This window comes from Tomitella fengzijianii (assembly GCF_007559025.1).
Taxonomy (GTDB): domain Bacteria; phylum Actinomycetota; class Actinomycetes; order Mycobacteriales; family Mycobacteriaceae; genus Tomitella; species Tomitella fengzijianii.
Genome location: NZ_CP041765.1, coordinates 2,892,762 through 2,915,296, shown reverse-complemented (window position 1 = coordinate 2,915,296; position 22,535 = coordinate 2,892,762). Strand labels below are relative to the sequence as shown.

General features: G+C 72.0%; 16 protein-coding genes. 11 read left to right on the top strand and 5 right to left on the bottom strand.

Translation table 11 applies throughout. The features are described 5' to 3' along the window. Positions 1-4: 4 nt before the first annotated feature. From FO059_RS13280 to FO059_RS13265, 4 genes are all read left to right on the top strand, one after another. Positions 5-685, top strand: coding sequence for a hypothetical protein (locus FO059_RS13280; RefSeq protein WP_143909455.1), 681 nt, complete (start codon positions 5-7; stop codon positions 683-685). Between the two features lie 885 nt (positions 686-1,570). Then, the gene (locus tag FO059_RS13275) at positions 1,571-1,777 is read left to right on the top strand and encodes a hypothetical protein (protein WP_143909453.1); all 207 of its coding nucleotides are present in this window, start codon (positions 1,571-1,573) and stop codon (positions 1,775-1,777) included. Beyond that, positions 1,774-2,523, top strand: a complete 750-nt coding sequence (locus FO059_RS13270) for a hypothetical protein (protein ID WP_143909451.1) — start codon at positions 1,774-1,776, stop codon at positions 2,521-2,523. Before FO059_RS13275 ends, FO059_RS13270 begins: the two co-directional genes overlap by 4 nt. Positions 2,524-2,877: 354 nt before the next feature. Beyond that, positions 2,878-3,426, top strand: a complete 549-nt coding sequence (locus tag FO059_RS13265; RefSeq protein ID WP_210416600.1) for a hypothetical protein — start codon at positions 2,878-2,880, stop codon at positions 3,424-3,426. A 228-nt stretch (positions 3,427-3,654) separates the two neighbouring features. Here FO059_RS13265 and FO059_RS13260 read toward each other — a convergent pair whose 3' ends face one another. Then, positions 3,655-4,347: a TetR/AcrR family transcriptional regulator gene (locus FO059_RS13260; RefSeq protein ID WP_143909450.1), complete on the bottom strand. Its 693-nt coding sequence runs from the start codon at positions 4,345-4,347 to the stop codon at positions 3,655-3,657. A 130-nt stretch (positions 4,348-4,477) separates the two neighbouring features. Here FO059_RS13260 and FO059_RS13255 point away from each other — a divergent pair, with 130 nt between their 5' ends. From FO059_RS13255 to FO059_RS13240, 4 genes are all read left to right on the top strand, one after another. Beyond that, positions 4,478-6,106: an MFS transporter gene (locus FO059_RS13255; protein ID WP_143909448.1), complete on the top strand. Its 1,629-nt coding sequence runs from the start codon at positions 4,478-4,480 to the stop codon at positions 6,104-6,106. A gap of 392 nt (positions 6,107-6,498) precedes the next feature. Further along, positions 6,499-15,798, top strand: coding sequence for a type I polyketide synthase (locus tag FO059_RS13250; protein ID WP_233266726.1), 9,300 nt, complete (start codon positions 6,499-6,501; stop codon positions 15,796-15,798). Positions 15,799-15,842: 44 nt separating this feature from the next. Continuing rightward, positions 15,843-16,256 carry a holo-ACP synthase AcpS gene (gene acpS, locus FO059_RS13245; protein ID WP_143909446.1) on the top strand — a complete coding sequence of 138 codons (414 nt, stop codon included), beginning with the start codon at positions 15,843-15,845 and terminating at the stop codon, positions 16,254-16,256. 127 nt (positions 16,257-16,383) lie between these two features. Beyond that, complete coding sequence (locus FO059_RS13240; RefSeq protein WP_143909443.1) at positions 16,384-16,785, top strand: VOC family protein; 402 nt, start codon at positions 16,384-16,386, stop codon at positions 16,783-16,785. 17 nt (positions 16,786-16,802) lie between these two features. On the opposite strand, the gene FO059_RS13235 is transcribed toward FO059_RS13240, so the two are convergent. The 3 genes from FO059_RS13235 to FO059_RS13225 form a co-directional block, all read right to left on the bottom strand. After that, positions 16,803-17,468, bottom strand: coding sequence for a TetR/AcrR family transcriptional regulator (locus FO059_RS13235; RefSeq protein ID WP_143910751.1), 666 nt, complete (start codon positions 17,466-17,468; stop codon positions 16,803-16,805). A 182-nt stretch (positions 17,469-17,650) separates the two neighbouring features. Then, complete coding sequence (locus FO059_RS13230) at positions 17,651-18,280, bottom strand: response regulator (protein ID WP_143909442.1); 630 nt, start codon at positions 18,278-18,280, stop codon at positions 17,651-17,653. Next, positions 18,277-19,539, bottom strand: coding sequence for a sensor histidine kinase (locus FO059_RS13225; protein ID WP_143909440.1), 1,263 nt, complete (start codon positions 19,537-19,539; stop codon positions 18,277-18,279). The genes FO059_RS13230 and FO059_RS13225 overlap by 4 nt, the downstream gene beginning before the upstream one ends. A 285-nt stretch (positions 19,540-19,824) precedes the next feature. Here FO059_RS13225 and FO059_RS13220 point away from each other — a divergent pair, with 285 nt between their 5' ends. The 3 genes from FO059_RS13220 to FO059_RS13210 all read left to right on the top strand — a co-directional run bounded on the left by FO059_RS13220 (position 19,825) and on the right by FO059_RS13210 (position 21,931). Beyond that, the gene (locus tag FO059_RS13220) at positions 19,825-20,865 is read left to right on the top strand and encodes an FtsX-like permease family protein (RefSeq protein WP_143909438.1); all 1,041 of its coding nucleotides are present in this window, start codon (positions 19,825-19,827) and stop codon (positions 20,863-20,865) included. Positions 20,866-20,920: 55 nt separating this feature from the next. After that, positions 20,921-21,628 (top strand): ABC transporter ATP-binding protein, encoded by a 708-nt coding sequence (locus FO059_RS13215; protein ID WP_143909436.1) that lies wholly within the window; start codon positions 20,921-20,923, stop codon positions 21,626-21,628. A gap of 90 nt (positions 21,629-21,718) precedes the next feature. Next, the gene (locus FO059_RS13210; protein ID WP_143909434.1) at positions 21,719-21,931 is read left to right on the top strand and encodes a hypothetical protein; all 213 of its coding nucleotides are present in this window, start codon (positions 21,719-21,721) and stop codon (positions 21,929-21,931) included. Positions 21,932-21,955: 24 nt separating this feature from the next. Here the strand turns inward: FO059_RS13210 and bcp are convergent, their stop codons facing one another. Beyond that, entirely contained in the window at positions 21,956-22,441 is a 486-nt protein-coding gene (gene bcp / locus FO059_RS13205; protein WP_143909432.1) for a thioredoxin-dependent thiol peroxidase, read from the bottom strand. Positions 22,442-22,535 lie beyond the last annotated feature (94 nt).

The window sequence follows — 22,535 nt, the reverse complement described above, 5'->3', positions numbered from 1 at the left end:
CACCATGACGAGCACCGACACCGCCGCCATCCAGAGCCTCGCCGCCGAGGTGCGCGTGCTCCAGATCGGCAACCGTCAGATCACGCAGTCAGTCGCCAAGCAGCTCGACACCGCGCGCCCGCAGGACTTGGAGCCGTTCGGCCGCGTCCGGCTCACCGGCAAGGACTTCGATGAGCTCGATTGGATCATCGGCCGGCACCCGAACGGCGACCTACGCATCGCCCACTACAACAAGCTTCCCCGCCAGATGGAGCACCCCGGGCTATCCCGATGGAAAGTCCCGGTTCACGCATGGAGGGACGATCCGCAGCACCCCGCCGCCGCACTGATCCACAGTGTGTGGACTGACTGGTCGGTCGAAATTCCGCAGTACACCCGAGATGCAGTTGAGCTGAAGTCCCCCGAGGGGCACCGCATCGCAATTCCGCAGACGTGGTGCACGATCCACAGGCCGTTGGGTGAATTCGAGTTATCCCGCGCGGTCTCCAATAGTGAGACCGACGGGCGGGGTGAAGTCGATTACGCCGCAGCCGTGAAGGCTGAGCGATACGACGCGTGCCTCGCGCAGGGCCAGGAGGAAGCCCACGACCTTGCGATTCGCATCCTCGATATGCGAGCTCGCGACATCCGGTTCCGGCAGAAGCTGGAGGCGCTCCCGCTGATCGTCCTCGCCGGGCTGCGGTAATGCCCAGCGATCCGCCCCGCCACCGCAACCCCCGCCGCCGACCCGGCGGCCCGGTGGACCTACTCGAGCAGATCTTCGACGGCCGGCCGAACGTGCCCCGCGCCCGATGCGTCGACCAATGGGCGGTCTACGACGCGGCCGCGGAAGGCAACGCAGACGCCCTTCGCACGGCGTCCTGGCTCTGCCGCCAATGCGCGCACCGCATCGAGTGCCCCGACTCCCACGCTCCGGAAGGTGCCCGATGAAGTGGCCCACTGATCTCGTCTCTTGCCCAACACCCGCGTGCCCATGGAGGTGGCCCGAGGCCCTGCCCGCCGATCAGCGCGCGTGTCCGGTGCACGGGGCGTACCGCAAGAATCCCGAGCTCGTCCACGTATCGGAGACCCCGACATGACACCCGCAGATCTTCCTCGCCGCCGTCCCTGCACACGCCAACGTCCGGCACGTGTCCACAGCACTGAGACACGGGCAATCCGATGGTGCGCCGCTCCCGGCTGCGCATATCTGACGCGCGATCCACGCGGATTTTGCCCCAAGCACGGGGGGGACACCGCATGATCAGCCGTCACGGCACCGCACTCATCATCGACGCGGACGGCGCCCGCTTCATCGGACGCCTCATCCGCACCGCCACCGCAGCGGCACGCCGCAACGGCATACCCGCCCCGTCCGAGCTGTCCGAGCTGCAAGCGCACGTCGATGCCGTGATCGCAGCGGAACGGACACTGAACCGACACCGTGCCGAGTATGACCGCGAAGAATGGATCACAGCACAGCGGTACGCGGAACTCACCGGCTGCACCGAGAGGACAGCCCGGCGACACGCAGCCGAACGGGGTAGGAAACTCCGCGGCAGATGGTTCCTCCCGATCGAAAGGTAAGACGATGGCAGCAGACGCCGACGACACCGGCGCATTCCTCGAAGCAATCTTCGGCAAGCGCGCCGCCGACGCCGATCCACCCAAGCCGGACATGAGCGGAAACATCGCCCCACTGGAGGGCGGGAACCCCGACGCCCCGCCCGGCCTCGGACCCGACTCCGGAACCCGCCAGTTCCTCGCGGAGCTCTTCGGAAGCGAGGACTACCAGTGAACAGCCCCCACGCCCGCCAGATCGCAACGACGTACAAAGCCATCGGGGCCACGCTCCCGGAGTCCGTCCGCAACGCACTCGCCAACGCGGACACCGTCCGCAACGCCGACATCCGAACCGGCGGCCTCGACCTCATCGCCCCCGCCATCGCCGATGCCGTCCTCGCCGGCACCGACCCCGTCGATGATCCGGCCGTACAGCGGGCCGTCACCGTGCAGGCGTTCGGCGGACCCACCGGCGATGGCCTCGACCGCGCCTTGCAGCGAGTCATGGACGAGCGCACCACCACCGCCATCCGCGGGGAGATGGACGCCATCCTGGGAGGCCTGGCCGACGCCGCACAGCAGGCTGGGCAGCAGCTGAGCGCGGCCCGCCGGATTCTCGGAGATGTCGAGCTCGACGACGAGACCACGATCATCCGGCTCGGAGCCGACGCCGTCCGCGCCTGGGCCGACGCCCGCGACGCCGTCGCAACACTGCGCATCATCATGGCCGGATGGCAGGCACTCAACACCTTGTGCCGCTTCGCCTCCGACGCATTGCCGCCGATCCTCGCCCTCACCGACGCCGACTTGGACCACGTCGAACAGCTCGGACGGCGCGCAGACGCATGGACCCTGGTGCGCAGTGATTTGAGCATCGAACTCGCCGACGCCACCACCGCACGCGAACGCATGACCAAGATCAGCGAGCAGCGGGCGGCACGCGAGGCAGACCAGTCACGCGCCCGCGGATCACTCCTGTAGAGACCTCCGGTGTTCCTCCTTGCACCGGAACGGAACGCCCCCCGGTATGCTCGACCTCCTAGCCGGGGGGCGTTCCACCCGCAGGACGGCCGCAGGGGGCAGGGGCGGTCACCATACGCACTGGTCCGGCCCCTCCTCGGCCATACGGCCAATATCTCTCTGGACTTTTTCCACGCGGCTGCGCGTAGCCCCTGGCAGGCCCCTATTTCGCCCCCTGAGCGCCTATCGCAGCGCCCCGCGTGTGATCCCTTGCCGGGATCGGCAGATCGGCTCTCACAGCCTCGGTTCAGCACCCTCTCACTGCATCCCTGGTCAATGCCTCCTATCGTGACAACGCGCAGGTAGAATGCGTGTATGAGGTTCACGTGCCAGCAGTGCGCCGCCGACTTCCACCGGGACCGCCCTGGCCGGTCACCGCGGTTCTGCACTTCGCGGTGCCGCCAGCGTGCCCACCGCGCCCGCCAGCTGCCGTACGCGATGACGTCGGTAGCCCGCTGGGCGGCGCGTATCGGCAAGCGCCCGGTGCAAGTCGGTGGCCGGTCCGCATCGCCCATCGACCCGCGCACCTGGACCACGTTCGACCGGGTGAAGCACTTGCCGCACGGCGTGATGCTCGGTGACGGCCTCGCGTGTCTCGACCTCGATCACTGCTTGCAGGGTGACGTCCTGGCACCGTGGGCCGTCGACGCGATCACGCAGTTGCCGGCGGGCAGCATCATCTACACCGAGCGCAGCATGTCGGGTGACGGTGTGCACGTGTTCCACCGCGCCCCTGAGGCTCCCGGCCGTCGTCGCGTCGTCGGTGGCGGTGCCGTGGAGACGTACTCGCGCGCCCGGTTCATCGCCGTGACGGGGGACCGGTTCGAGATCGAGGGAACCGTGGGGGCGTCGGCCGCGTCGTAGTGGTGGCGGGGTCGGTGCCCACTCCCGAGGGCATCGGCCTCGCTTCATGCTGTGCTGCCGCGGACGCTCCTCCGTCGCATCCTTGCCAACTCATCCGTGCCCACATTTTGCCCACACTTGACCACCAAACAGGGGTATGTCGGGTGATGTCAGGTGAGGTATATCTGCTGGTAAACGGCTTTTCGATGCCCTGACCTGCACCCTAGATGGGATTTAGGTTCCAGTGTCCTAGGACGTGAGGGTTCGAGTCCCTTCTCGCGCACCAGTCGCGGGCGCCTGACGCGCAGTGAGGAAGTCGTCGACGATCCGTGCGCGCTGTTCCCGGTCGACCGGCGGCAGCGCGGCCAGCCGCGCGAACACCATCGGGCCGGTCAGCTGCAGCATGGCCAGCGTGTTGTCGTAGTCGCCGATCTCCTTGCGCACCTCCGGGCTGTCGAGCAGGGCGTCGAACGGCTCGCGGTATTGGGCTACAACCCGTTCGCGCAGAGAAGCGGCGTCGGTGTCGGCATCGGCATCGGTGTCGCCCGCCGCGGCGCGGTCCGGGCCTATCGCCAGCCACCCGAACACTGTCAGGTGCAGGGGTGCGCCTTCGATCGACTCGGCTATCGCGTCCATCAGCGTGATCAGCCGCTCGCGGGTGGTCCCCTGCGCCGGTGGGGCCGCGACTGGCGGGATGAGCCGTTCGAAAGCCGCGGTGACCAGCGCGGCGCTGTTGTCGAAGTGCCGGTACAGGGTGGTGCGCGCGACTTTGGAGGCCTTCGTCACCGCCTCGACGGTCACGGCTTCCACTCCGCCGGAGCTGAGCAGGTTCGTCGCGGCGTCGAGCAGGCGCGACCGCGAGCGCCGGCGCCGGGGGTCCTCGTCGGCGGGCTCCCCGGGGCCGTCGGCGGCGGGGGCGGGGGGAGGTTGCTTCGCGATCATCGTCGTCAGTATGGCCCGGCTTTCCGGCGAGCGCACCGTTCCGGTTCAAGAAACGAAACCGTTTGTATCGAAACGCTACGGACTGTAGCGTAAATTGGCGACGGGTTCGGACGGCCGAGGGAGCGCAGCGATGACGGACGTGGTGGCCAAGGAAACGCCTGGCGTGACCGGCCCGGGCGCATCCGTGCCGGGGGCCGCGGCTCGCGGGTGGATCGTCACCGTGGCGTGCGCCGCGGTGGCGGTCATCATCGCCTCGATGGCAGCCCTCTACACCGCGCTTCCGGACATCGCCACGGCCTCCGGCGCCACGCAGGCGCAGCTCACCTGGATTGTCGACGGCTACACCCTCGCGCTCGCGTGCCTGGTGCTGCCCGCCGGCGCCGTGGGCGACAGGTACGGCCGCCGGGTGGTGCTCGTCGCCGGGCTGGCGGTGTTCACCGCGGGGTCGGTGCTGCCGCTGTTGGTGCAGGAGCCGGTGTGGATCATCGCCGCCCGCGTGCTGGCGGGGGCCGGTGCCGCCGCGGTGATGCCGTCCACGCTGTCGCTGCTGACCGGCCTCCTGCCCGCCGACCGCCGGGCGGGCGCCATCGGCTTGTGGGCCGGGGTGGCCGGAGCGGCGGGGGTGGTCGGAATCGTGGGCTCCGGGGCGCTGGTGCAGGTGTGGTCGTGGGAGTCGATCTTCATCGTGCTGTCGGCCGCCGGCGCGGTGATGCTCCTGTGCGTGCTGACGCTGCCGGAGTCGCGTTCGCCCGTTCCGCCGCGGATCGACGCGGTCGGCGGCGTGCTGGTGGCCGCCGGGCTGGGGCTCCTCGTGTTCGGCATCATCTCGGGGCCGGAGCACGGCTGGGCGTCCGTACCCGTGCTCGCGACGATCGGCGGGGGGCTGGTGCTCGTGGTCGCGTTCGTCGTGACGCAGCTGCGCATGCGCGAGCCGTTGCTGGACGTGCGGTTGTTCCGCAGCAGGGGGTTCTCCGCGGGCGCGCTGTCGCTGACGGTGCAGTTCGGCGTCACCTTCGGGGTGTTCCTCATCCTGATCCAATACCTGCAGCTGGTGCTGGGGTACAGCCCGTTCGGCGCGTCGCTGGCCATCGCGCCGATGATGGCTCCGCTGATGCTGGTGGCCATGGTGTCGCCGCGGATCGCCGAGCGGGTAGGCCTCAAGGCCGTGATGGTGGCGGGGATGGCGGCTATCGCGTTCGGCCTGCTGATGCTGCGCGGGATCGACGCCGATTCCGGCTATGTCGACGTGCTGTGGCCGGTGCTGATCATGAGCGCCGGGCTGGGGCTCACCGCCGCGCCGGCCACGGGCGTGATCGTCTCCGAGGCGCCCGCGGACAAGCAGGGGGTCGCAGCCGCCGTCAACGACGCCACCCGGGAGGTGGGGGCCAGTCTCGGCATCGCCGTTGCGGGGAGCCTGCTGGCGGCCGGCTACGCGAGCGGCATCGCACCCGTGCTCGACAGGCTGCCGGCGGCGGCGCGCGGACCGGTGGAGGACTCGCTCGCCGGCGCGCTCGCGGTGGCCGAGCACGCCGGGCCGTCCGCGGGCGTGCTCGAGGACGTCGCGGAGCGCGCGTTCCTCGACGGGGTGGCGAGCGCGGGGCTGGTACTTGCCTGTGCGGCCGCAGTGGGGGCCGTATTCATGGCAGTGCTGGCGCCGGGGAGGGGCGCGGCGAGGAGGCGGCCCGCCCGCGAGGACGTCGCCGCCTACGCACCGGAGCCCGGCCGCTCCGAAACCGGGGCGCCCACGCTCGACGTCTAGCGTCGTCCGTCTCCTCCGGCACGGTGTCTGTGCTGGTCGGATGTCCTGATTCCTGTTCCGGCCGCGATGCTCCGGGCGCCGCGTGCCGTGACCAGATTGTGACTGAAAACACAGCGTGGACCAACGCCGCACATCAGCGGATTTCTACCCGCTGGTACCCCGTTTTCTACTCGTGGGTACCCCGACTGCACCGGGAAACGTGAGGGGTCCCTCATGATTCTGTGGCAATCTTCTCTACGGAGACATCGCCGTGGATCGGGCGGGGACGGGCGGCAGCGACGGCAGCGCAGCCCCTGCGAAGGCCATCGCCGCAACCGGGTCCGGGATGTCGACAGACCACGCGCACGGCCGCACGCCAGGCCCGCCGCGGAGCCGACGGAGAGGAACCCCACGTGACCATCGAGGCATTCGGATCAGGCCGCGACGACGACTCCACCGGAGCCGACGCCGCGACCGACGGCGCGGCTGCGACCCGCAGCGGCGGAACGCCGCTCGCCGACAGGCTCCGGGGCGGCGAGAAGTATGCAGTGGCCTTCGGCGGGCAGGGCGCGCCCTGGCTGGACCCGCTCACCGAACTCGCCACCGACGCGCAGCTCGAGGGAGAGCTCACGGCGCTCGTCGACGAGTCCGAGCGGATCCTGGCCCCGGTGCGTTCCGAGCTGCTCGTGGTGCGCCCGTCGGGCTTCGACCCCATCGGGTGGGGCATCGAGGCGACGCGTCCGCGCCAGTCCGCGCTGACCTCCGCGGCGATCTCGCTTCCCGGGGTGCTGCTGACACAGCTGGCAGCGGTGCGATCGCTGGCGGAGAACGGCCTCGACCTGCGCACGGAGGAGACCGGCGCGCACAACGTCGCCACGCTGGGGCACTCACAGGGCGTCCTCGCCGCCGACGCGCTCGCCGCCGGCGGCCGTGACGACGCGCGTCTGCTCGCGCTCGCCCAGCTCATCGGCGCCGCCGCGACGCTCGTATCGCGCCGCCGCGGGCTCATCGGAACCACCGACCGCTCGCCCATGCTGGCCGTCTCCGGTGTGGAGCCCGAGCGCATCGAGGCCGCGCTGGCCGAGGTGTTCGGCGCCCGCACCCTGGACCGCCCCGTGCTGGCGATCCGCAACGGCCGCCGGCGCATCGTGCTCACCGGCGATCCCGACCACCTCGCCCGCCTGCGCATGCACTGCGAGGGCATCGCCGCGCAGGAGAAGGACGAGCGCGCGGACAAGGTCACCGGCGGCGCGCCCTTCGCCCCGGTGTTCGAGCACGTGGCCGTCGAGGCCGGGTTCCATCACCCCGAGCTGCGCGAAGCCGTGCAGATGGTGGCCGACTGGGCCGAGCGTTGCGGACTGGACGTCGAGCAGGCGTCGCGCCTGACCGACTCGATCCTCGTCGCGCCCGTCGACTGGGTGGGGTCGGTCGACGCCGCGGTCGACGCCGGAGCGAGCTGGATCCTGGACCTGGGGCCCGGGGACCTGCTCACGCGCATGACCGCCGGAGTGGTGCGGGGGACGGGCGTGGGCGTGGTGCCGGCGTCGACTCGCGCCGGCCAGCGCAACCTGTTCACCCCCGGCGCGGCGCCGGAGGTCGAGAACGCGTGGTCGCAGTTCGCGCCCACCGCCAAGAAGCTGCCCGACGGCCGCGTCGTGGTGGAGACCGCGTTCACCCGCCTCACCGGCCGTTCCCCGATCCTCCTCGCGGGCATGACCCCCACCACCGTCGACGCGCGCATCGTCGCTGCCGCGGCCAACGCCGGCCACTGGGCCGAGCTGGCCGGCGGCGGGCAGGTGACCGAGGAGATCTTCCTGAACCGCATCGACGAGCTGAACGCGCTGCTGGAGCCGGGCCGCGCCGTCCAGTTCAACTCGCTGTTCCTCGACCCCTACCTGTGGAAGCTGCAGGTGGGCGGCAAGCGGCTGGTGCAGAAGGCACGCACCACCGGCGCCGCGCTCGACGGCCTCATCGTCACCGCGGGCATCCCCGAGCTCGAGGACGCGCTGGCGCTGATCGAGGAACGCGCCGAGATCGGCATCCCCTACATCGCCTTCAAGCCGGGCACCGTGGCGCAGATCCGCTCGGTGGTACGCATCGCCGCCGAGGTGCCCGATTACCCGATCATCGTGCAGGTCGAGGGCGGCAAGGCCGGCGGCCACCACTCGTGGGAGGAGCTCGACGACCTGCTGCTGACCACCTACGGCGAGCTCCGGGCGCGCGCCAACGTCGTGGTGTGCGTGGGCGGCGGCATCGGCACGCCCGAGCGCGCCGCCGACTACCTGACCGGCCGCTGGTCCACCCAGCACGGATTCCCGGCGATGCCCGTCGACGGCATCCTCGTCGGCACCGCCGCGATGGCCACCCTCGAGGCCACCACGGCGCCCGAGGTCAAGCGGATGCTGGTCGAGACCCCCGGCACGCCCGGGTGGATCGGCGCCGGCAGCGCGGAGGGCGGCATGGCCTCCGGCCGCAGCCAGCTGGGCGCTGACATCCACGAGATCGACAACGCCGCGTCCCGCTGCGGCCGCCTGCTCGACGACGTGGCCGGCGACGTCGACGCGGTGGCCGAGCGGCGCGACGAGATCGTCGCCGCCATGGCCGGCACCGCCAAGCCGTACTTCGGCGACGTGACCGCGATGCCGTACGAGCAGTGGCTGCGCCGCTACGTCGAGCTGACCATGGGCCACGACCTGGCCGACGACGGCTCGGTGTGGGCGGACGTGACCTGGCGCGACCGCTTCGGTGAGATGCTGCGCCGCGCGGAGGCCCGCCTGAACCCCGTCGAGCACGGGCCCATCCCCACGCTGTTCGGCGATGCCCCGGCGGTGCTGGACACCCCGGAGGCCGCCGTGGACGCGCTGGTGGCGCAGTACCCGGCGGCCACCTCGACGCTGCTGCACCCGGCCGACGTGTCGTTCTTCGTGGAGCTGTGCCGCACGCCGGGCAAGCCGGTGAACTTCGTTCCGGTCATCGACAAGGACGTGCGCCGCTGGTGGCGGTCCGATTCGCTGTGGCAGGCCCACGACGCGCGCTACGGCGCTGATGAGGTGTGCATCATCCCCGGCCCGGTGTCCGTCGCCGGGATCACCCGGGCCGACGAGCCGGTGGGCGAGCTGCTCGACCGCTTCGAGAAGGCCACCGCGGACGAGCTGCTCGCCGGCGACGGCGCCGCGGCGACGATCCCTGCGCGCCGGCACCTGGGCGTCGGCGATGCGGTGGCCGACGCCGTGGACCTCGTGCTGGCCTCGCCGGACATCCGCTGGGCGGGCCGCCACACCATCAACCCCGTGCACCGCCTGGGTGCGCCGTCCGAGTGGCGGCTTTCCGGCGACGGCGCCGAGCACCCGCTCACCGGCGCCACACTCGCCGTCGTGGAAGAGGGCGCCGCGCTGCTGCTCACCGTGCCGCTCGTGGGCGAGCAGGCCGTGCGCATCCGCATCACCGTGCCGGCCAGCACCGTTGACGGCGGAACCCCGCTGGTCGGCGCGGACGACGCGGAGGCCGCGATGTCCGAGCTGCTCGGCGTGGCCGCCGGGCAGCAGCTGCCCGAGGTGAAGGGCGGCGTGGCCCGGATCAACCTGGCGTGGACCCCCGACCTGATCGCCGACCACGGCGGCGTCACCTCCGCGGGCCTGCCCGACGACTTCGCGCCGGGCGCCGCGGGCGTGCCGGACGTGCTCGTCGGCGCCTGCTGGCCGGCCGTGTTCGCGGCCATCGGCGCCGCCCGCGTGCCCGGTTCGGACTCGGCGTCCGTGATCGAGGGCATGCTGGACCTGGTCCACCTGGACCACGCCATCGGCCTGGCCGGCGCGCTCCCCGGGGAGCCGTCGATCCTCACCGTCCGCGCCGAGGCGGCCGAGGTCTCGGACTCCGACCTGGGCCGCGTGGTCGAGGTGAAGGTCGCCGTCGGCTCCGTGCGCGACCTGGGCCTGGAATCGACCCCCGTCGCCGAGCTCACCGAGCGCTTCGCCATCCGCGGGCGCGCCGGTCGCGGCGAGCTGGCCGACCCGCAGCGTGCGGGCGGCAAGGCGGGCGACGTCCACGAGAGCCCCCGCCGTCGCCGTCGCCAGGCGACCGTGCAGGCGCCCATCGCCATGGACGCGTTCGCGCAGGTCTCCGGCGACCACAACCCCATCCACGTCTCCGACTCGGCGGCGAAGCTCGCGGGCCTCGGCGCGCCGATCGTGCACGGCATGTGGCTGTCGGCCGCGGCGCAGCAGGTGGCCACGGCCACGCTGTACGAGGGCACGGAGAAACAGGCCGGGTGGACCCCCACCCCGCTCGCCGGGTGGACCGCGCGGTTCCTCGCGCCGGTGCGCCCGGGCGCCGAGATCGACGTGCGCGTGGAGCGCGTGGGCCTGGACGCCGGCCGCGAGGTCATCGAGGTGTCCTGCCGCGTCGAGGGCGAGCTGGTCATGATCGCCAGCGGCGTGCTCGAGGCGCCGCGCACCGTCTACGCGTTCCCCGGCCAGGGCATCCAGCACAAGGGGATGGGCCTGGACGCGCGCGCCTCCTCGCCGGCCGCCAAGAAGGTGTGGGAGCGTGCCGACAAGCACACCCGCGCGGCGCTTGGCTTCTCGATCCTCGCCGTGGTGCGCGACAACCCCACCGCCCTCACCGCCAAGGGGGAGACCTACCAGCACCCGGACGGCGTGCTGTTCCTCACCCAGTTCACGCAGGTCGCCATGGCCACCCTTGCGTGCGCACAGGTGGCGGAACTGCGCGAGGCCGGCGCGTTCGTCGAGGGCTCGCTGTTCGCCGGGCACTCGGTGGGCGAGTACAACGCGCTCGCCGCCGTCGCCCAGGTGCTGCCGCTGGAGGCCGTCCTGGAGGTGGTGTTCCACCGCGGCAGCGCGATGCACCACCTGGTCCCGCGTGACGCCGAGGGCCGCAGCGACTACCGGCTGGGCGCCATCCGGCCGTCCCAGGCGGGCATCGCCGACGACGACGTGACCGACTACGTGGAACGGATCGCGGCGGAGTCCGGGGAGTTCCTGCAGGTGGTCAACTACAACCTGCGCGGCTCGCAGTACGCGATCGCCGGCACCGTCGCCGGCCTGGACGCCCTGTCCGACGACATCGACGCGCGCCGGCTGGCCCGCGGCGGCAAGAAGGCGTTCATCCTGGTGCCCGGCATCGACGTGCCCTTCCACTCGCGGGTGCTGCTGGGCGGGGTCCCCGAGTTCCGGCAGACGCTCGAAAAGCTCGTGCCGCACGACATCGACCCGTCGATTCTCGTCGGGCGATACGTCCCCAACCTGGTGCCCCGGGCGTTCACGCTGGACCGCGCGTTCGTCCAGGAGATCCGTGACCTGGTGCCCGCCGAGTCGCTCGACGCGGTGCTGGGCGACTACGACAGCTGGGCGGCGAACCCTTCGGCGCTCACCCGCATCCTGCTGATCGAGCTGCTGGCCTGGCAGTTCGCCAGCCCGGTGCGCTGGATCGAGACCCAGGACCTGCTGTTCTCCGAGGCGGAGACCGGCGGCCTGGACGTGGAACGGTTCGTCGAGGTGGGCGTGGGCCGCATGCCGACGGTCGCCAACCTGGCTTCGCAGACGCTCAAGCTGCCGGGCCAGGTGGGCGCCGGGCCGCAGGTGCTCAACTCGGAGCGCGAGCGCGCGATCCTGCTGTGCACCGACACCGAGCCGGAACCCGTCGAGGAAGCCACGGAGGCCGCAGAGCCGGCCGACGCGTCGGCGGCCGCCGCACCGGCCCCGGAGGCGGCACCCGCCTCCGCCCCCGCGGCCCCCGCGGGCGGACCGCGCCCGGACGACATCCCGTTCACGGCCGGCGACGCCACCCGCACGCTCATCGCGCTGTGGACCAAGCTGCGCGCCGACCAGATGACCGGCTCCGACACCATCGAGTCGCTCACCGACGGCGCTTCGTCGCGCCGCAATCAGCTGCTGGTGGACCTGGGCGCCGAGCTCAACCTGGGCGCCATCGACGGCGCGGCCGAGGCCGCCATGCCGCAGCTCCAGAGCACGGTGGTGGGCATGGCCCGCACCTACAAGCCGTTCGGCCCGGTGCTCACCGACGCGGTCGGCGACCAGCTGCGGCGCGTGTTCGGCCCCTCGGGCAAGCGCCCGGCCCACATCGGCGACCGCGTGCGCGGCGAGTGGGAGCTGGGCGACGGCTGGGTCAGCCACGTCACCGCCATGCTGGCGCTGGGCACCCGCGACGGCTCCTCCGTCCGCGGCGGCGACCTGGGCGGGCTCACCGACGGCCCCGTCACCGACGGCGGCGCGGCCGACGCGCTGATCGACGCGGCGGTGCTGGCCGTGGGCGAGGCCCGCGGCGTCGCCGTGAGCAAGCCCGCCGCCGCGGCCGGCGGCGGAGTCGTGGACTCGGCCGCGCTGGGCGAGTTCGCGGAGAAGGTCACCGGCCCGGCGGGCGTGCTCGCCGAGACGGCGCGCACGATCCTCGCCCAGCTCGGGATCGCGGAGCCCGGCGCCGACGCGCTGGCCGACGCCGAGCAGGCCGAGGCGGAGCTGGCCGACCTGATCTCCAACGAGCTGGGCTCCGACTGGGCCCGCCAGGTGGCGCCCGCGTTCGACGCGCGCAAGGCGGTGCTGCTCGACGACCGCTGGGCCAGCGCCCGCGAGGACCTGGCCCGGATGTGGCTGGCGTCCGCCGAGGAGATCGGCGAGCTGGCCGACGGGTTCGCCACCGTGGACGAGTCCGTGGCCGCGCACGCCGACTGGTGGCGGCGCCGCGCCGAGCGCGAGGGCCGCGATTCCCTGGCCGCCGAGTACGCCGCCATCGCCGCGGCCCCGCGCACTGCGGCGCGCAGCGGCGAGTTCGCCGGCGACACCGCGGTGGTCACGGGCGCGGGCAAGGGGTCGATCGCCGGAGCCGTGGTGGGCGAGCTGCTCGCCGGCGGCGCCACGGTGATCGCCACCACCTCGTCGCTGACGCAGAAGAAGCTCGCCTACTTCCGCGAGCTCTACCGCACCAGCGCCCGCGAGGGTGCCGCACTGTGGGTGCTGCCGGTCAACATGGCCTCGTTCTCCGACGTGGACGCGCTGATCGATTGGATCGGCACCGAGCAGACCGAGTCGGCCGGCGGAAAGGCCACCGTCATCAAGGATCCGATGACGCCGACCATGCTGTTCCCCTTCGCCGCGCCCCGCGTGGTGGGGGACCTGCGCGACGCCGGCGCCAAGTCCGAGCTGCAGATGCGCGTGCTGCTGTGGGCGGTCGAGCGTCTGGTGGCCGGGCTCTCCGGCATCGGCGCCGACCACGACATCGCCTCGCGGCTGCACGTGGTCCTGCCGGGCTCGCCCAACCGCGGCAAGTTCGGCGGCGACGGCGCCTACGGCGAGTCCAAGGCCTCGCTCGACGCGCTGGTCAACCGCTGGCACGCCGAGCGCGGCTGGGGCGAGCGCGTCACGCTGGTGCACGCGATCATCGGCTGGGTGCGCGGCACCGGGCTGATGGGCGGCAACGACCCGCTGGTCGAGCAGGTCGAGGCCAAGGGCGTGCGCACCTGGGCGCCCGACGAGATCGCGGTGGAGCTTCTCGGCGCCGCGTCGCAGGAGGCGCGCGGCCAGGCGGCCGAGGCGCCGCAGACGCTGGACCTCACCGGCGGACTCGGCGAGGCCGACCTGGACCTGGCCGAGCTGGCGGGGACCCAGGGGGACGCCGAGGACGAAGGCGACCCGGGCGCCGAGGCGTTCGCCGCGAGCGTCCAGGCCACCATCGACGCGCTGCCCTGCCCGCCGGAGCTGCGGCTCACCGCCACCGCGCCGAGCTGGCCCGAGGTGACCGCGGCGCCGGAGGACCTGGTGGTCATCGTCGGCGCGGGCGAGCTGGGGCCGTACGGCTCCGCGCGCACCCGCTTCGAGATGGAGGTGGACGAGCAGTTGTCGCCTGCGGGCGTGCTCGAGCTGGCCTGGAGCACCGGGATGGTCACCTGGGAGACCACCCCCAAGGCGGGCTGGTACGACGCCGAGTCCGGCGACCAGGTCCCCGAGGCGGAGATCTGGGAGCGCTACCACGACGCCGTCGTCGAGCGCTGCGGCATCCGGCTCTTCGACGACGAGGGCGCGATGGTCGACCAGACCTCGCCGCTGCTCACGTCGGTGTTCCTGGACAAGGACCTCACCTTCACGGTGTCGTCCGAGTCCGAGGCGCGGGCGTTCGTCGACGCGGACCCGGAGCGCACCACCATGGCGTCGGTGCCCGAGACCGGCGACTGGAAGGTCACCCGCAAGGCCGGCACCGAGATCCGCGTGCCGCGCCGGGTGAACCTCACCCGCACCGTGGGCGGCCAGATCCCCACCGGGTTCGACCCCACCGTGTGGGGCATCCCCGCGGACATGGCCGGCGCCATCGACCGTGTGGCCCAGTGGAACCTGGTGTGCACCGTGGACGCGTTCCTGTCCGCGGGCTTCAGCCCGGCCGAGCTGCTGCGCTGGGTGCACCCCACTCAGGTCGCCAACACGCAGGGCACCGGCATGGGGGGCATGACCTCCATGCGCGCGCTGTACGTGGACAACCTGCTGGGCGAGCCGCACGCCAACGACACGCTGCAGGAGGCGCTGCCGAACGTCATCGCCGCGCACGTGGTGCAGTCGTACGTCGGCGGCTACGGCGCCATGGTGCACCCGGTGGCGGCCTGCGCCACGGCCGCGGTGTCCGTCGAGGAGGGCGTCGACAAGATCCGGCTGGGCAAGGCCGACTTCGCGGTGGCCGGCGGGTTCGATGACCTGTCCATCGAGGGCATCGTCGGGTTCGGCGACATGTCCGCCACCGCCGACTCGGAGGCCATGGCGGCCAAGGGCATCGACCCGCGCCGCTTCTCGCGGGCCAACGACCGCCGCCGCGGCGGGTTCGTCGAGTCGGCCGGCGGCGGCACCGTGCTGCTGGCGCGCGGCGACGTCGCCGCCGAGCTGGGCCTGCCCGTCCTCGGCGTGGTCGCCTGGGCCGGTTCGCATGCCGACGGCGTGCACACCTCCATCCCGGCGCCCGGCATCGGCGCGTTGGGCGTGGCGCGCGGCGGCCGCACCTCGCAGCTGGCCAAGGCGCTGGCCACCGTCGGCCTGACGGTGGACGACGTGGCGGTGGTGTCCAAGCACGACACCTCCACGGCGGCCAACGATCCCAACGAGTCGGAGCTGCACGAGCGCATCGCCGACGCGCTGGGCCGCGACCCGGGCAACCCGCTGTTCGTCGTCTCGCAGAAGACGCTCACCGGGCACTCCAAGGGCGGTGCGGCGGCGTTCCAGCTGATCGGGCTCTGCCAGGTGCTGGGAACCGGCATCGTGCCGCCCAACCGCAGCCTGGACTGCGTCGACGGCGCCTTCACCGAGTACCCGCGCCTGGTGTGGACCCGGGAGGAGCCGCTGCGCTTCGGCAACGAGATGCCGCTGCGGGCAGGGCTGCTCACCAGCCTGGGCTTCGGGCACGTTGCCGGGCTCATCGCGGTGGCGCACCCGGAGGCCTTCGTCGCCTCGCTTCCGGAGGGCGCGCGGGACGCCTACCGTGCCAAGGCGGCCGAACGCCAGGTGGCGGGCGCCCGCCGGCTCACCCAGGCGATGGTCGGCGGGGCGGAGCTGTACGAGCGCCCGGAGGGCCGGCGCTTCGACGGGCTCGGCTGCTCGGCCACCGGCAAGGTGTCCATCAAGGAGCACGAGGCCGCGATGCTGCTCGAGCCGCAGTCGCGCCTCAACCGCGACGGCGAGTACCGCCTGCGCGGAGAGGAGTGAGCGGACGGCAGTGAACATGCCGGAAGGTGTGTGATCATCGGCAGGTGATCGCAGGCATCGGAACAGACGTGGTGGCGGTCCCGGAATTCGCCGAGCAGCTCGCTCGGCCCGGGACCGCCTTCGCGCGTGCCTTCACCCCGGGGGAGCGGCGCGCCTGCGCGGGGCAGGATCGCGATCCGGCGGCGCAGGCCAAGCATTACGCCGCACGCTGGGCCGCCAAGGAGGCCTTCGTCAAGGCGTGGTCCGCCGCCGTCTACGGCCGCCCCCCGGTGCTGCCCGAGGCGGAAATGCGGGAGATCGAAGTGGTCTCCGACGCGTGGGGCCGCCCGGCTCTCCGGCTACGCGGCGCTGTCGCGGAGGCGGTGCGGGATTCGCTGGGCGGTGTGGTACTGCACGTGTCGTTGAGCCACGACGGCGACGTGGCCGCCGCCTACGTGGTCATCGAGAGGGCGGGGTGAGTCCGAGGCCGCCGAGTCGCTGGTTCCGCGGTGTTCTTCCGGCCGCGAGTACCCGAAAACCGCCGACTCGGCGCGGCCCCGGATTAATATTGTGGGCGCAGTGCAGCCCAGGACGAGAGGCGTTCACATGCCGGCCACCATCACCCCGTACATCAACTTCGGCGGCAGTGCCCGCGAGGCGATGACCCTCTACCACGACATCTTCGGCGGAAACCTGGAGATGCAGACCTTCGAGCAGGCGGGGTACGTGCCCGACGGAGTCGAAGGCGACAAGATCATGCACAGCTACCTCGGCGGCGTCGAAGGGCTCGAGCTGATGGCCTCCGACGCGATGCCGTTCGACGCCGGCGACACCGTGTGCATCGCGCTCACCGGCGACGACTACGCCGCCATGGAGGCCCGCTGGAACCGGCTCATCGACGGCGGCGAGGTGCTCGAACCGCTCGCCACCGCGCCGTGGGGGGACAGCTTCGGCATGTGCCGCGACAGGTTCGGGCTGCGCTGGCTGATCAACGTCGCCGCGTCGTAGCCGGCGGGGACGGGAGGTCAGTCGGCGCCCTGGGGGCGGTCGCCGCCGGCGGCCCGCTCGGTGGAGATGAGATACGCCGTCATCATGCTCTTGAGCTCGCGCACGGCGTCGGCGTGATCCTGATTGTCCTGCACCGAGAAGTTGAGCATCGAATAGACGGCGTGCACCAGCACCTCGGCGATCAGCGTGCGCCGGTCCTCGCGCGCGTGCGGTGTCAGCGGTGCCAGCACGTCCGTCACCTGCCGGGCGAGCGCCCGCTCGTGGATCGCCGCGGTGGCGCGGGTGGCCGGCGTCGCCTGCACGGCAAGCCACACGGCGCGGCGTGACGGGTCGGTCAGCCACAACCCGGCCAGGTGGTCGATGAACTTCTCCAGCAGGCGGGGCCAGTCCAGCGACGGCACCTCCTCGCCGAAGGTCGTCAGCTCGGCCTGCACGGCGACGAGGTCCTGGCGGTCCAGCTCGCACACGATCACGTACTTGTTCGCGAAGAACTGGTAGAGGGTTCCGATGGGCACCCCTGCCCGCGCCGCCGCGGCCTCGCAGGTGAACGACTCGAACCCGACGTCCACGAGCAGGGCGCGGGAGGCGGACAGCAGGGTCTCGAACCGGCGTTTGCTGCGCTCCTGGATGGGGCGGCGGCGGGGGACCAGTTCCTCGGTGGCGGCGGCGCTGACGGCGGACACATCGGCGGCGGTCCTGGGGCGCCGTGCGCCGGCTGCCTCCGGAGATGTGTCCACGATGCCCAGATTATCGGCCGACCGGGCGGTGCGTGTCCACCGCGCGGCGTGTCACCGGCGGTCACGGTCACCTGTCCGGGCGGCCGCCGCGTTCTGCGATCGCGTCCGCCTCGCCTGAACGCGCATCGCTACAGCAGGCCCCGCTCGCGCGCTGCGATCACCGCGCGGGTGCGGCTGTCCACGCCCAGTTTGCTGTAGATGTGCACCAGGTGGGACTTGACGGTGGCCTCGGAGATCGACGACGCCCGCGCGATGTCGCGGTTGGAGTCGCCCTCCGCCACGCGGCCCAGTATCTCCAGCTCACGCGGGGACAGCGCCGTCGCGGGGGACTGCATGCGATCGAGGAGGCGCGAGGCCACCATCGGCGCCAGCACCGTCTCCCCGGCGGCCGCGGAGCGGATGGCCCGAACCAAGGCGTCCGGGTCGGCGTCCTTGAGCAGATAGCCGGTGGCGCCCGCCTGCACCGCCCGCAGGATGTCGTTGTCCGTCTCGTAGGTGGTGAGGATCAGTACGCGCGGCGGATGCGGAAGCGCACGGATCCGCGCCGTCGCCTCCACCCCGTCGGCGCCGTCGCCCAGGCGCAGGTCCATCAGCACGACGTCGACGGCCGGAAGCGAGCGGACCTGGCGCAGCGCCTCGTCGGCGGTCGCGGCCTCGCCCGCCACCTCGACGCCCGCGGCGGCCGTGAGCACCGCGCGGAGCCCCGCACGCACCACCGGGTGATCGTCCACCAGCAGCAGCCGGATCGGTGCGGTCATGCGTCCTCCCCTGTTCGTGCCGACGCGATGGTGGGGACGGTGGCGCGCACCGCGGTACCGTGACCGTCGCCGGACTCCACCACGACGTCGCCGTCGCATTCGCCGATGCGCGCCCGCATCGCGGCGAGCCCGTAGCCGCTGCCGTCGAGCTGCGGCGGCAGCGGTGCGTGCGCGTCGAAACCGCGCCCGTTGTCGACGATGTCGACGCTGGTCTCATCCTCCTGGTGGGTCAGGGTGATCGCCACCGAGTCGGCGTCGGCGTGCTTGCGCGTATTGGTGACGGCCTCCTGCGCCGCGCGCAGCAACGCCACCTCGGAACGCCGCGGGAGTGGATGCGGCGCACCGTGTTCGGTGAAGGTGGTGCGCACGCCCATGGCGCGGTTCTCGACGGCGAGCGCCTCGAGGGCCGTGCGCAGGCCGTGCTTCTCGATCGACTCGGGGTCGAGTCCGCGCACCAGACGCCGGGTCTCGCCCAGTGCCGCGAGGGTGCTGTCGAGCGCAGTCTGCAACTGGATGCGATGGGCGTGATGCGCACGCTGCGCCCCGTCGGGATCGGGAGCCGCGGACGACGGCGGGGCGGGGGTACGGCCGTCGGGGTGGTCGTCGGCCGCGCCGGTGAGCGCGGTGTCGGCCAGCGCGGCGCGCAGCAGGAGGATGACGCTGGACAGGCTCTGCCCCACGGTGTCATGGATCTCGCGTGCCAGGTGTTCGCGCTCGGCCAGGCGGCCCGCGGCGCGCTCCCTGTCGGCGAGGGCCGCCTGGGTGCGGACCAGCTGTTCGAGCAGCCGCCGTCGCTCCTCCGACTGTGCACGCAGCCGGTGGTAGATCTCCGTCATCACCACGGCGCTCGCGATGCCCACGGCGGGGCCGATGACGGCGCCCGCCTGCACCTCGCCCTGGTGCCACGCGAACCCGACGACGGCCACCACCGCGACGCCGATGTCGACGGGGGCGGCCACCCGCGCCGGCACCAGGTGCCACACCAGCATCGCCAGCAGGAAGGCGAGCCAGATGAACTCGCCGGACACCCCCACCAGCGCCAGCCACAGCAGAAGCAGCCCGGCCAGCCACGCGTGGGATCGGCGGTCGGCGGCGTCGCCCGCGACCCGCGCTGCGCCCGCTCCGTACCACGCCGCAGTGATGACGGCCAGGACAAGCGGCGCGACGGGGCCAGTGGCAGTGAGCGGGCCGCCCGCGACTGCGCGGACCGTGCCGATGACCAGCAGCACCGTGAACAGGACGTGGCCGGCCAAGAGCACGTACCGGTCGATGGCGTGGGCGGGTCGTTCGTCGGGTGTCGGGTGACTGGGCGCAGCGGCCCGCGGGGAAGCTGCGGAAGGTACTGCGTTTCCTGGATCCGACACGACATCCAGTATCCCCGACATCCGGGCGGCGGCCAGGCACTACGACTTTCGGTTGATCCGCGCATCCACCGGAGGATCCGCGAAGACCGTCCCCTTCTCCGATGTTTCCCGGCCTGGCGCGCGGAAGACTGTGTATCACAGGCCGCAGAGGGCGCCGTGCAGTTGGAGATTGTGAGAGACATGTTCATCGGTATCCGGGACATCCTGTTCGCGCGGGGACGCTTCACGCTCATCAGCGCCGTCATCGCGTTGATGAGCTTCATGGTGGTCGCGCTGTCCGCCCTGACGAACGGGCTGCAGGGCCAGTCGATCTCCGCGGTGGAACGCCTCCCCGGGCAGTCGGTGGTGCTGCAGGCCCCGGCGCAGGGACAGTCGCCGTCGCTGAGCGAGAGCACGCTGGACGCGCACGCGGTCTCCCAGGTGCGGGAGGCCGCCGACGCGCAGACCGCGCGGCTGGGGGTGGCGACCACGCGACTGGGCCACGGCGGATCCAGCGCCGCGCTCAGCGTGTTCGGCGCGGACCCGGCGCTGATGCCGCGCGCCGACGAGGGCACGCAGCCCGGGGACGGCGAGATCCTGCTCTCCCATTCCCAGGCCGACGATCTCGGAGTGACGGTGGGCGACACCGTCACCGCGGGCGCCGACACGTTGCGGGTCTCCGGGCTGGGGGACGCCGGCTCGTTCGCGCACACTCCCGTCGGATACACCACCGTCTCAACGTGGGAATCCCTCTCGCATGACCAGGGCACCAGCGCGGTAGTGGTCTTCGGCCAGGCCCCCACGATCGACGGGACCACCGTGCTTCCGATGTCGAGCATCACCGATGCGGTCCCCGGATACGGCTCCGAGCACGGGTCGCTGCTGGCGATGCAGTTGATGCTGCTGGCCATCTCCGCGCTGGTCGTCGGAGCGTTCTTCACCGTGTGGACGCAGCAGCGCCGCGGCGACCTCGCGGTGGTGCGGGCGATGGGCGCCGACCGCTCCTACCTGCTGCGCGACGGTCTCGGTCAGGCGGTGGTGGTGCTGGTGGCCGGGCAGGCCGTGGGCGTGACCGCGGGCGTGCTGCTCGCATTGGCGGCCTCCGGCACCGTGCCGATCGTCGTCACCGCAGTGGGCGTGCTTGTGCCCGTGCTGGGAATGACCGGACTGGGCCTGCTGGGCGCACTGCTCGCGGTGCTGTCGGTCACCAAGGTGGACCCGTTGGTGGCGATGCAGCGATGACGCGCGCCGGATCCGCTCGAACCCCGATACTTCCCCTCCCCATCAAGGAGCAACGATGAGCCTCAAGATGTCCAACGCCACCCTCACCTACCCCGACGGCCGCGGCCGGCTGACCGCCCTCGACAACGTGGACCTCGACGTCCCGGCGGGCCGCTTCGTCGCGGTCACGGGCCCGTCCGGTTCCGGCAAGTCCAGCCTGCTCGCAGTGGCCGGCACGCTCATCACCCCGGACTCGGGCGAGGTCGTCGTCGGAGACGTGGCCGTCACCGGCGCCGACGCCAAGGAGCGTGCCCGGATCCGCCGGGAGCAGGTGGGTTTCGTGTTCCAGCAGGACAACCTGATCCCCGCGCTGACCGCCGTGGACCAGCTGCTGCTCGCCGTGGACATCCGCGGCATGCGCCGCTCGAAGCACCGGGACGAGGCGATGTCGCTGCTCGACGAGGTGGGCCTGGCGGACAGCGCCGGCCGCCGGCCGCACGAACTCTCCGGCGGCATGCGCCAGCGCGTGAACATCGCGCGTGCGCTGATGGGCGGCCCGTCGCTGCTGCTGGTCGACGAGCCGACCTCGGCGCTCGACACGGAACGCGGCCGCGCCGTCGTCGAACTGATCGCCCGCCTCGTGCGCGAGCGGAACCTGGCGGCCGTGATCGTCAGCCACGACCTGGCGACCCTCGGCCCCGGGCTGGCCTCAGGCGTGGACGAGACCATCGAACTGGTCGACGGCGCCATCCGTTCGCGCGACACGCACGAAGCCGCGGCCTGAGGGGCCGTCTGATGCTCCGCGTCACATTCGAGCGGAGATGTGGCGGGTGTAGCGTTCTGCACTGCACTGGGACCCGCCGAAAGGATACGCATGGACTCCCGACTGCAGAATCACGCACGTTCCGCCGCCTCCGCCGGCCTGGCCGCGGCCATCTGCATGGCCATCGTGCAGATCATCTGGCTGGCGATGGGGGAGGACGTGGGGCGCGCGATCCTCTACGGGGTGTCGATCAGCTCCATCGCCTTCGGCGGAACGTATGCCGGGATGTTCTTCATGTCGATCCGCAAGGGCGGCGCAGCGTGACAGGGTCGCGCCGCCCCGGCAGCGCTAGACCTTGAGGTCGCGCCGGAGCTTGGCCACGTGCCCGGTGGCGCGGACGTTGTACTGCGCAACCTCGATGCGCCCCTCCTCGTCCACCAGGAAGGTCGAACGGATCACGCCCTGCACGGTCTTGCCGTACATCTTCTTCTCGCCGAACGCGCCCCAGGCGGTCAACGTGGCCTTCTCCGGATCCGACAGGAGCGGGAAGTTCAGTCCCTGGTCATCGCGGAACTTGGCCAGCTTTGCCGGCTTGTCGGGAGAGATGCCCACCACGGACAGTCCCGCCCCGTCGAGCTCGGCGAGGTTGTCGCGGAAGTCGCAGGCCTGCTTGGTGCACCCGGGCGTCGAGGCCGCCGGATAGAAGTAGACGACCACCTTGCGGCCGTGGTAATCGGCCAGCGAAACGTCGTTGCCGTCGGCATCGGGGAGAGTGAATGCGGGGGCCTCGTCACCGGGCGCGAGTCGGTGGGGCGTGGGGGTTGCGTCGCTCATATCCCAGAGATTACCGATGCGCGCCACACAAGCAGGGCCCACCTGTTCTACGGTGTTGTGCGTACATCCGTGAACAAGCGCGTACAGCCCGACA

Bases quoted from the DNA above. Each gene is read 5' to 3' on its own strand.
- FO059_RS13220 (WP_143909438.1), top strand. From the start codon at position 19,825: ATGTTCATCGGTATCCGGGACATCCTGTTCGCGCGGGGACGCTTCACG.
- FO059_RS13260 (WP_143909450.1), bottom strand. From the start codon at position 4,347: ATGATCGCGAAGCAACCTCCCCCCGCCCCCGCCGCCGACGGCCCCGGG.
- FO059_RS13275 (WP_143909453.1), top strand. From the start codon at position 1,571: ATGGCAGCAGACGCCGACGACACCGGCGCATTCCTCGAAGCAATCTTC.
- FO059_RS13210 (WP_143909434.1), top strand. From the start codon at position 21,719: ATGGACTCCCGACTGCAGAATCACGCACGTTCCGCCGCCTCCGCCGGC.
- FO059_RS13215 (WP_143909436.1), top strand. From the start codon at position 20,921: ATGAGCCTCAAGATGTCCAACGCCACCCTCACCTACCCCGACGGCCGC.
- FO059_RS13265 (WP_210416600.1), top strand. From the start codon at position 2,878: ATGAGGTTCACGTGCCAGCAGTGCGCCGCCGACTTCCACCGGGACCGC.
- FO059_RS13240 (WP_143909443.1), top strand. From the start codon at position 16,384: ATGCCGGCCACCATCACCCCGTACATCAACTTCGGCGGCAGTGCCCGC.
- FO059_RS13230 (WP_143909442.1), bottom strand. From the start codon at position 18,280: ATGACCGCACCGATCCGGCTGCTGCTGGTGGACGATCACCCGGTGGTG.
- bcp (WP_143909432.1), bottom strand. From the start codon at position 22,441: ATGAGCGACGCAACCCCCACGCCCCACCGACTCGCGCCCGGTGACGAG.
- FO059_RS13255 (WP_143909448.1), top strand. From the start codon at position 4,478: ATGACGGACGTGGTGGCCAAGGAAACGCCTGGCGTGACCGGCCCGGGC.
- FO059_RS13280 (WP_143909455.1), top strand. From the start codon at position 5: ATGACGAGCACCGACACCGCCGCCATCCAGAGCCTCGCCGCCGAGGTG.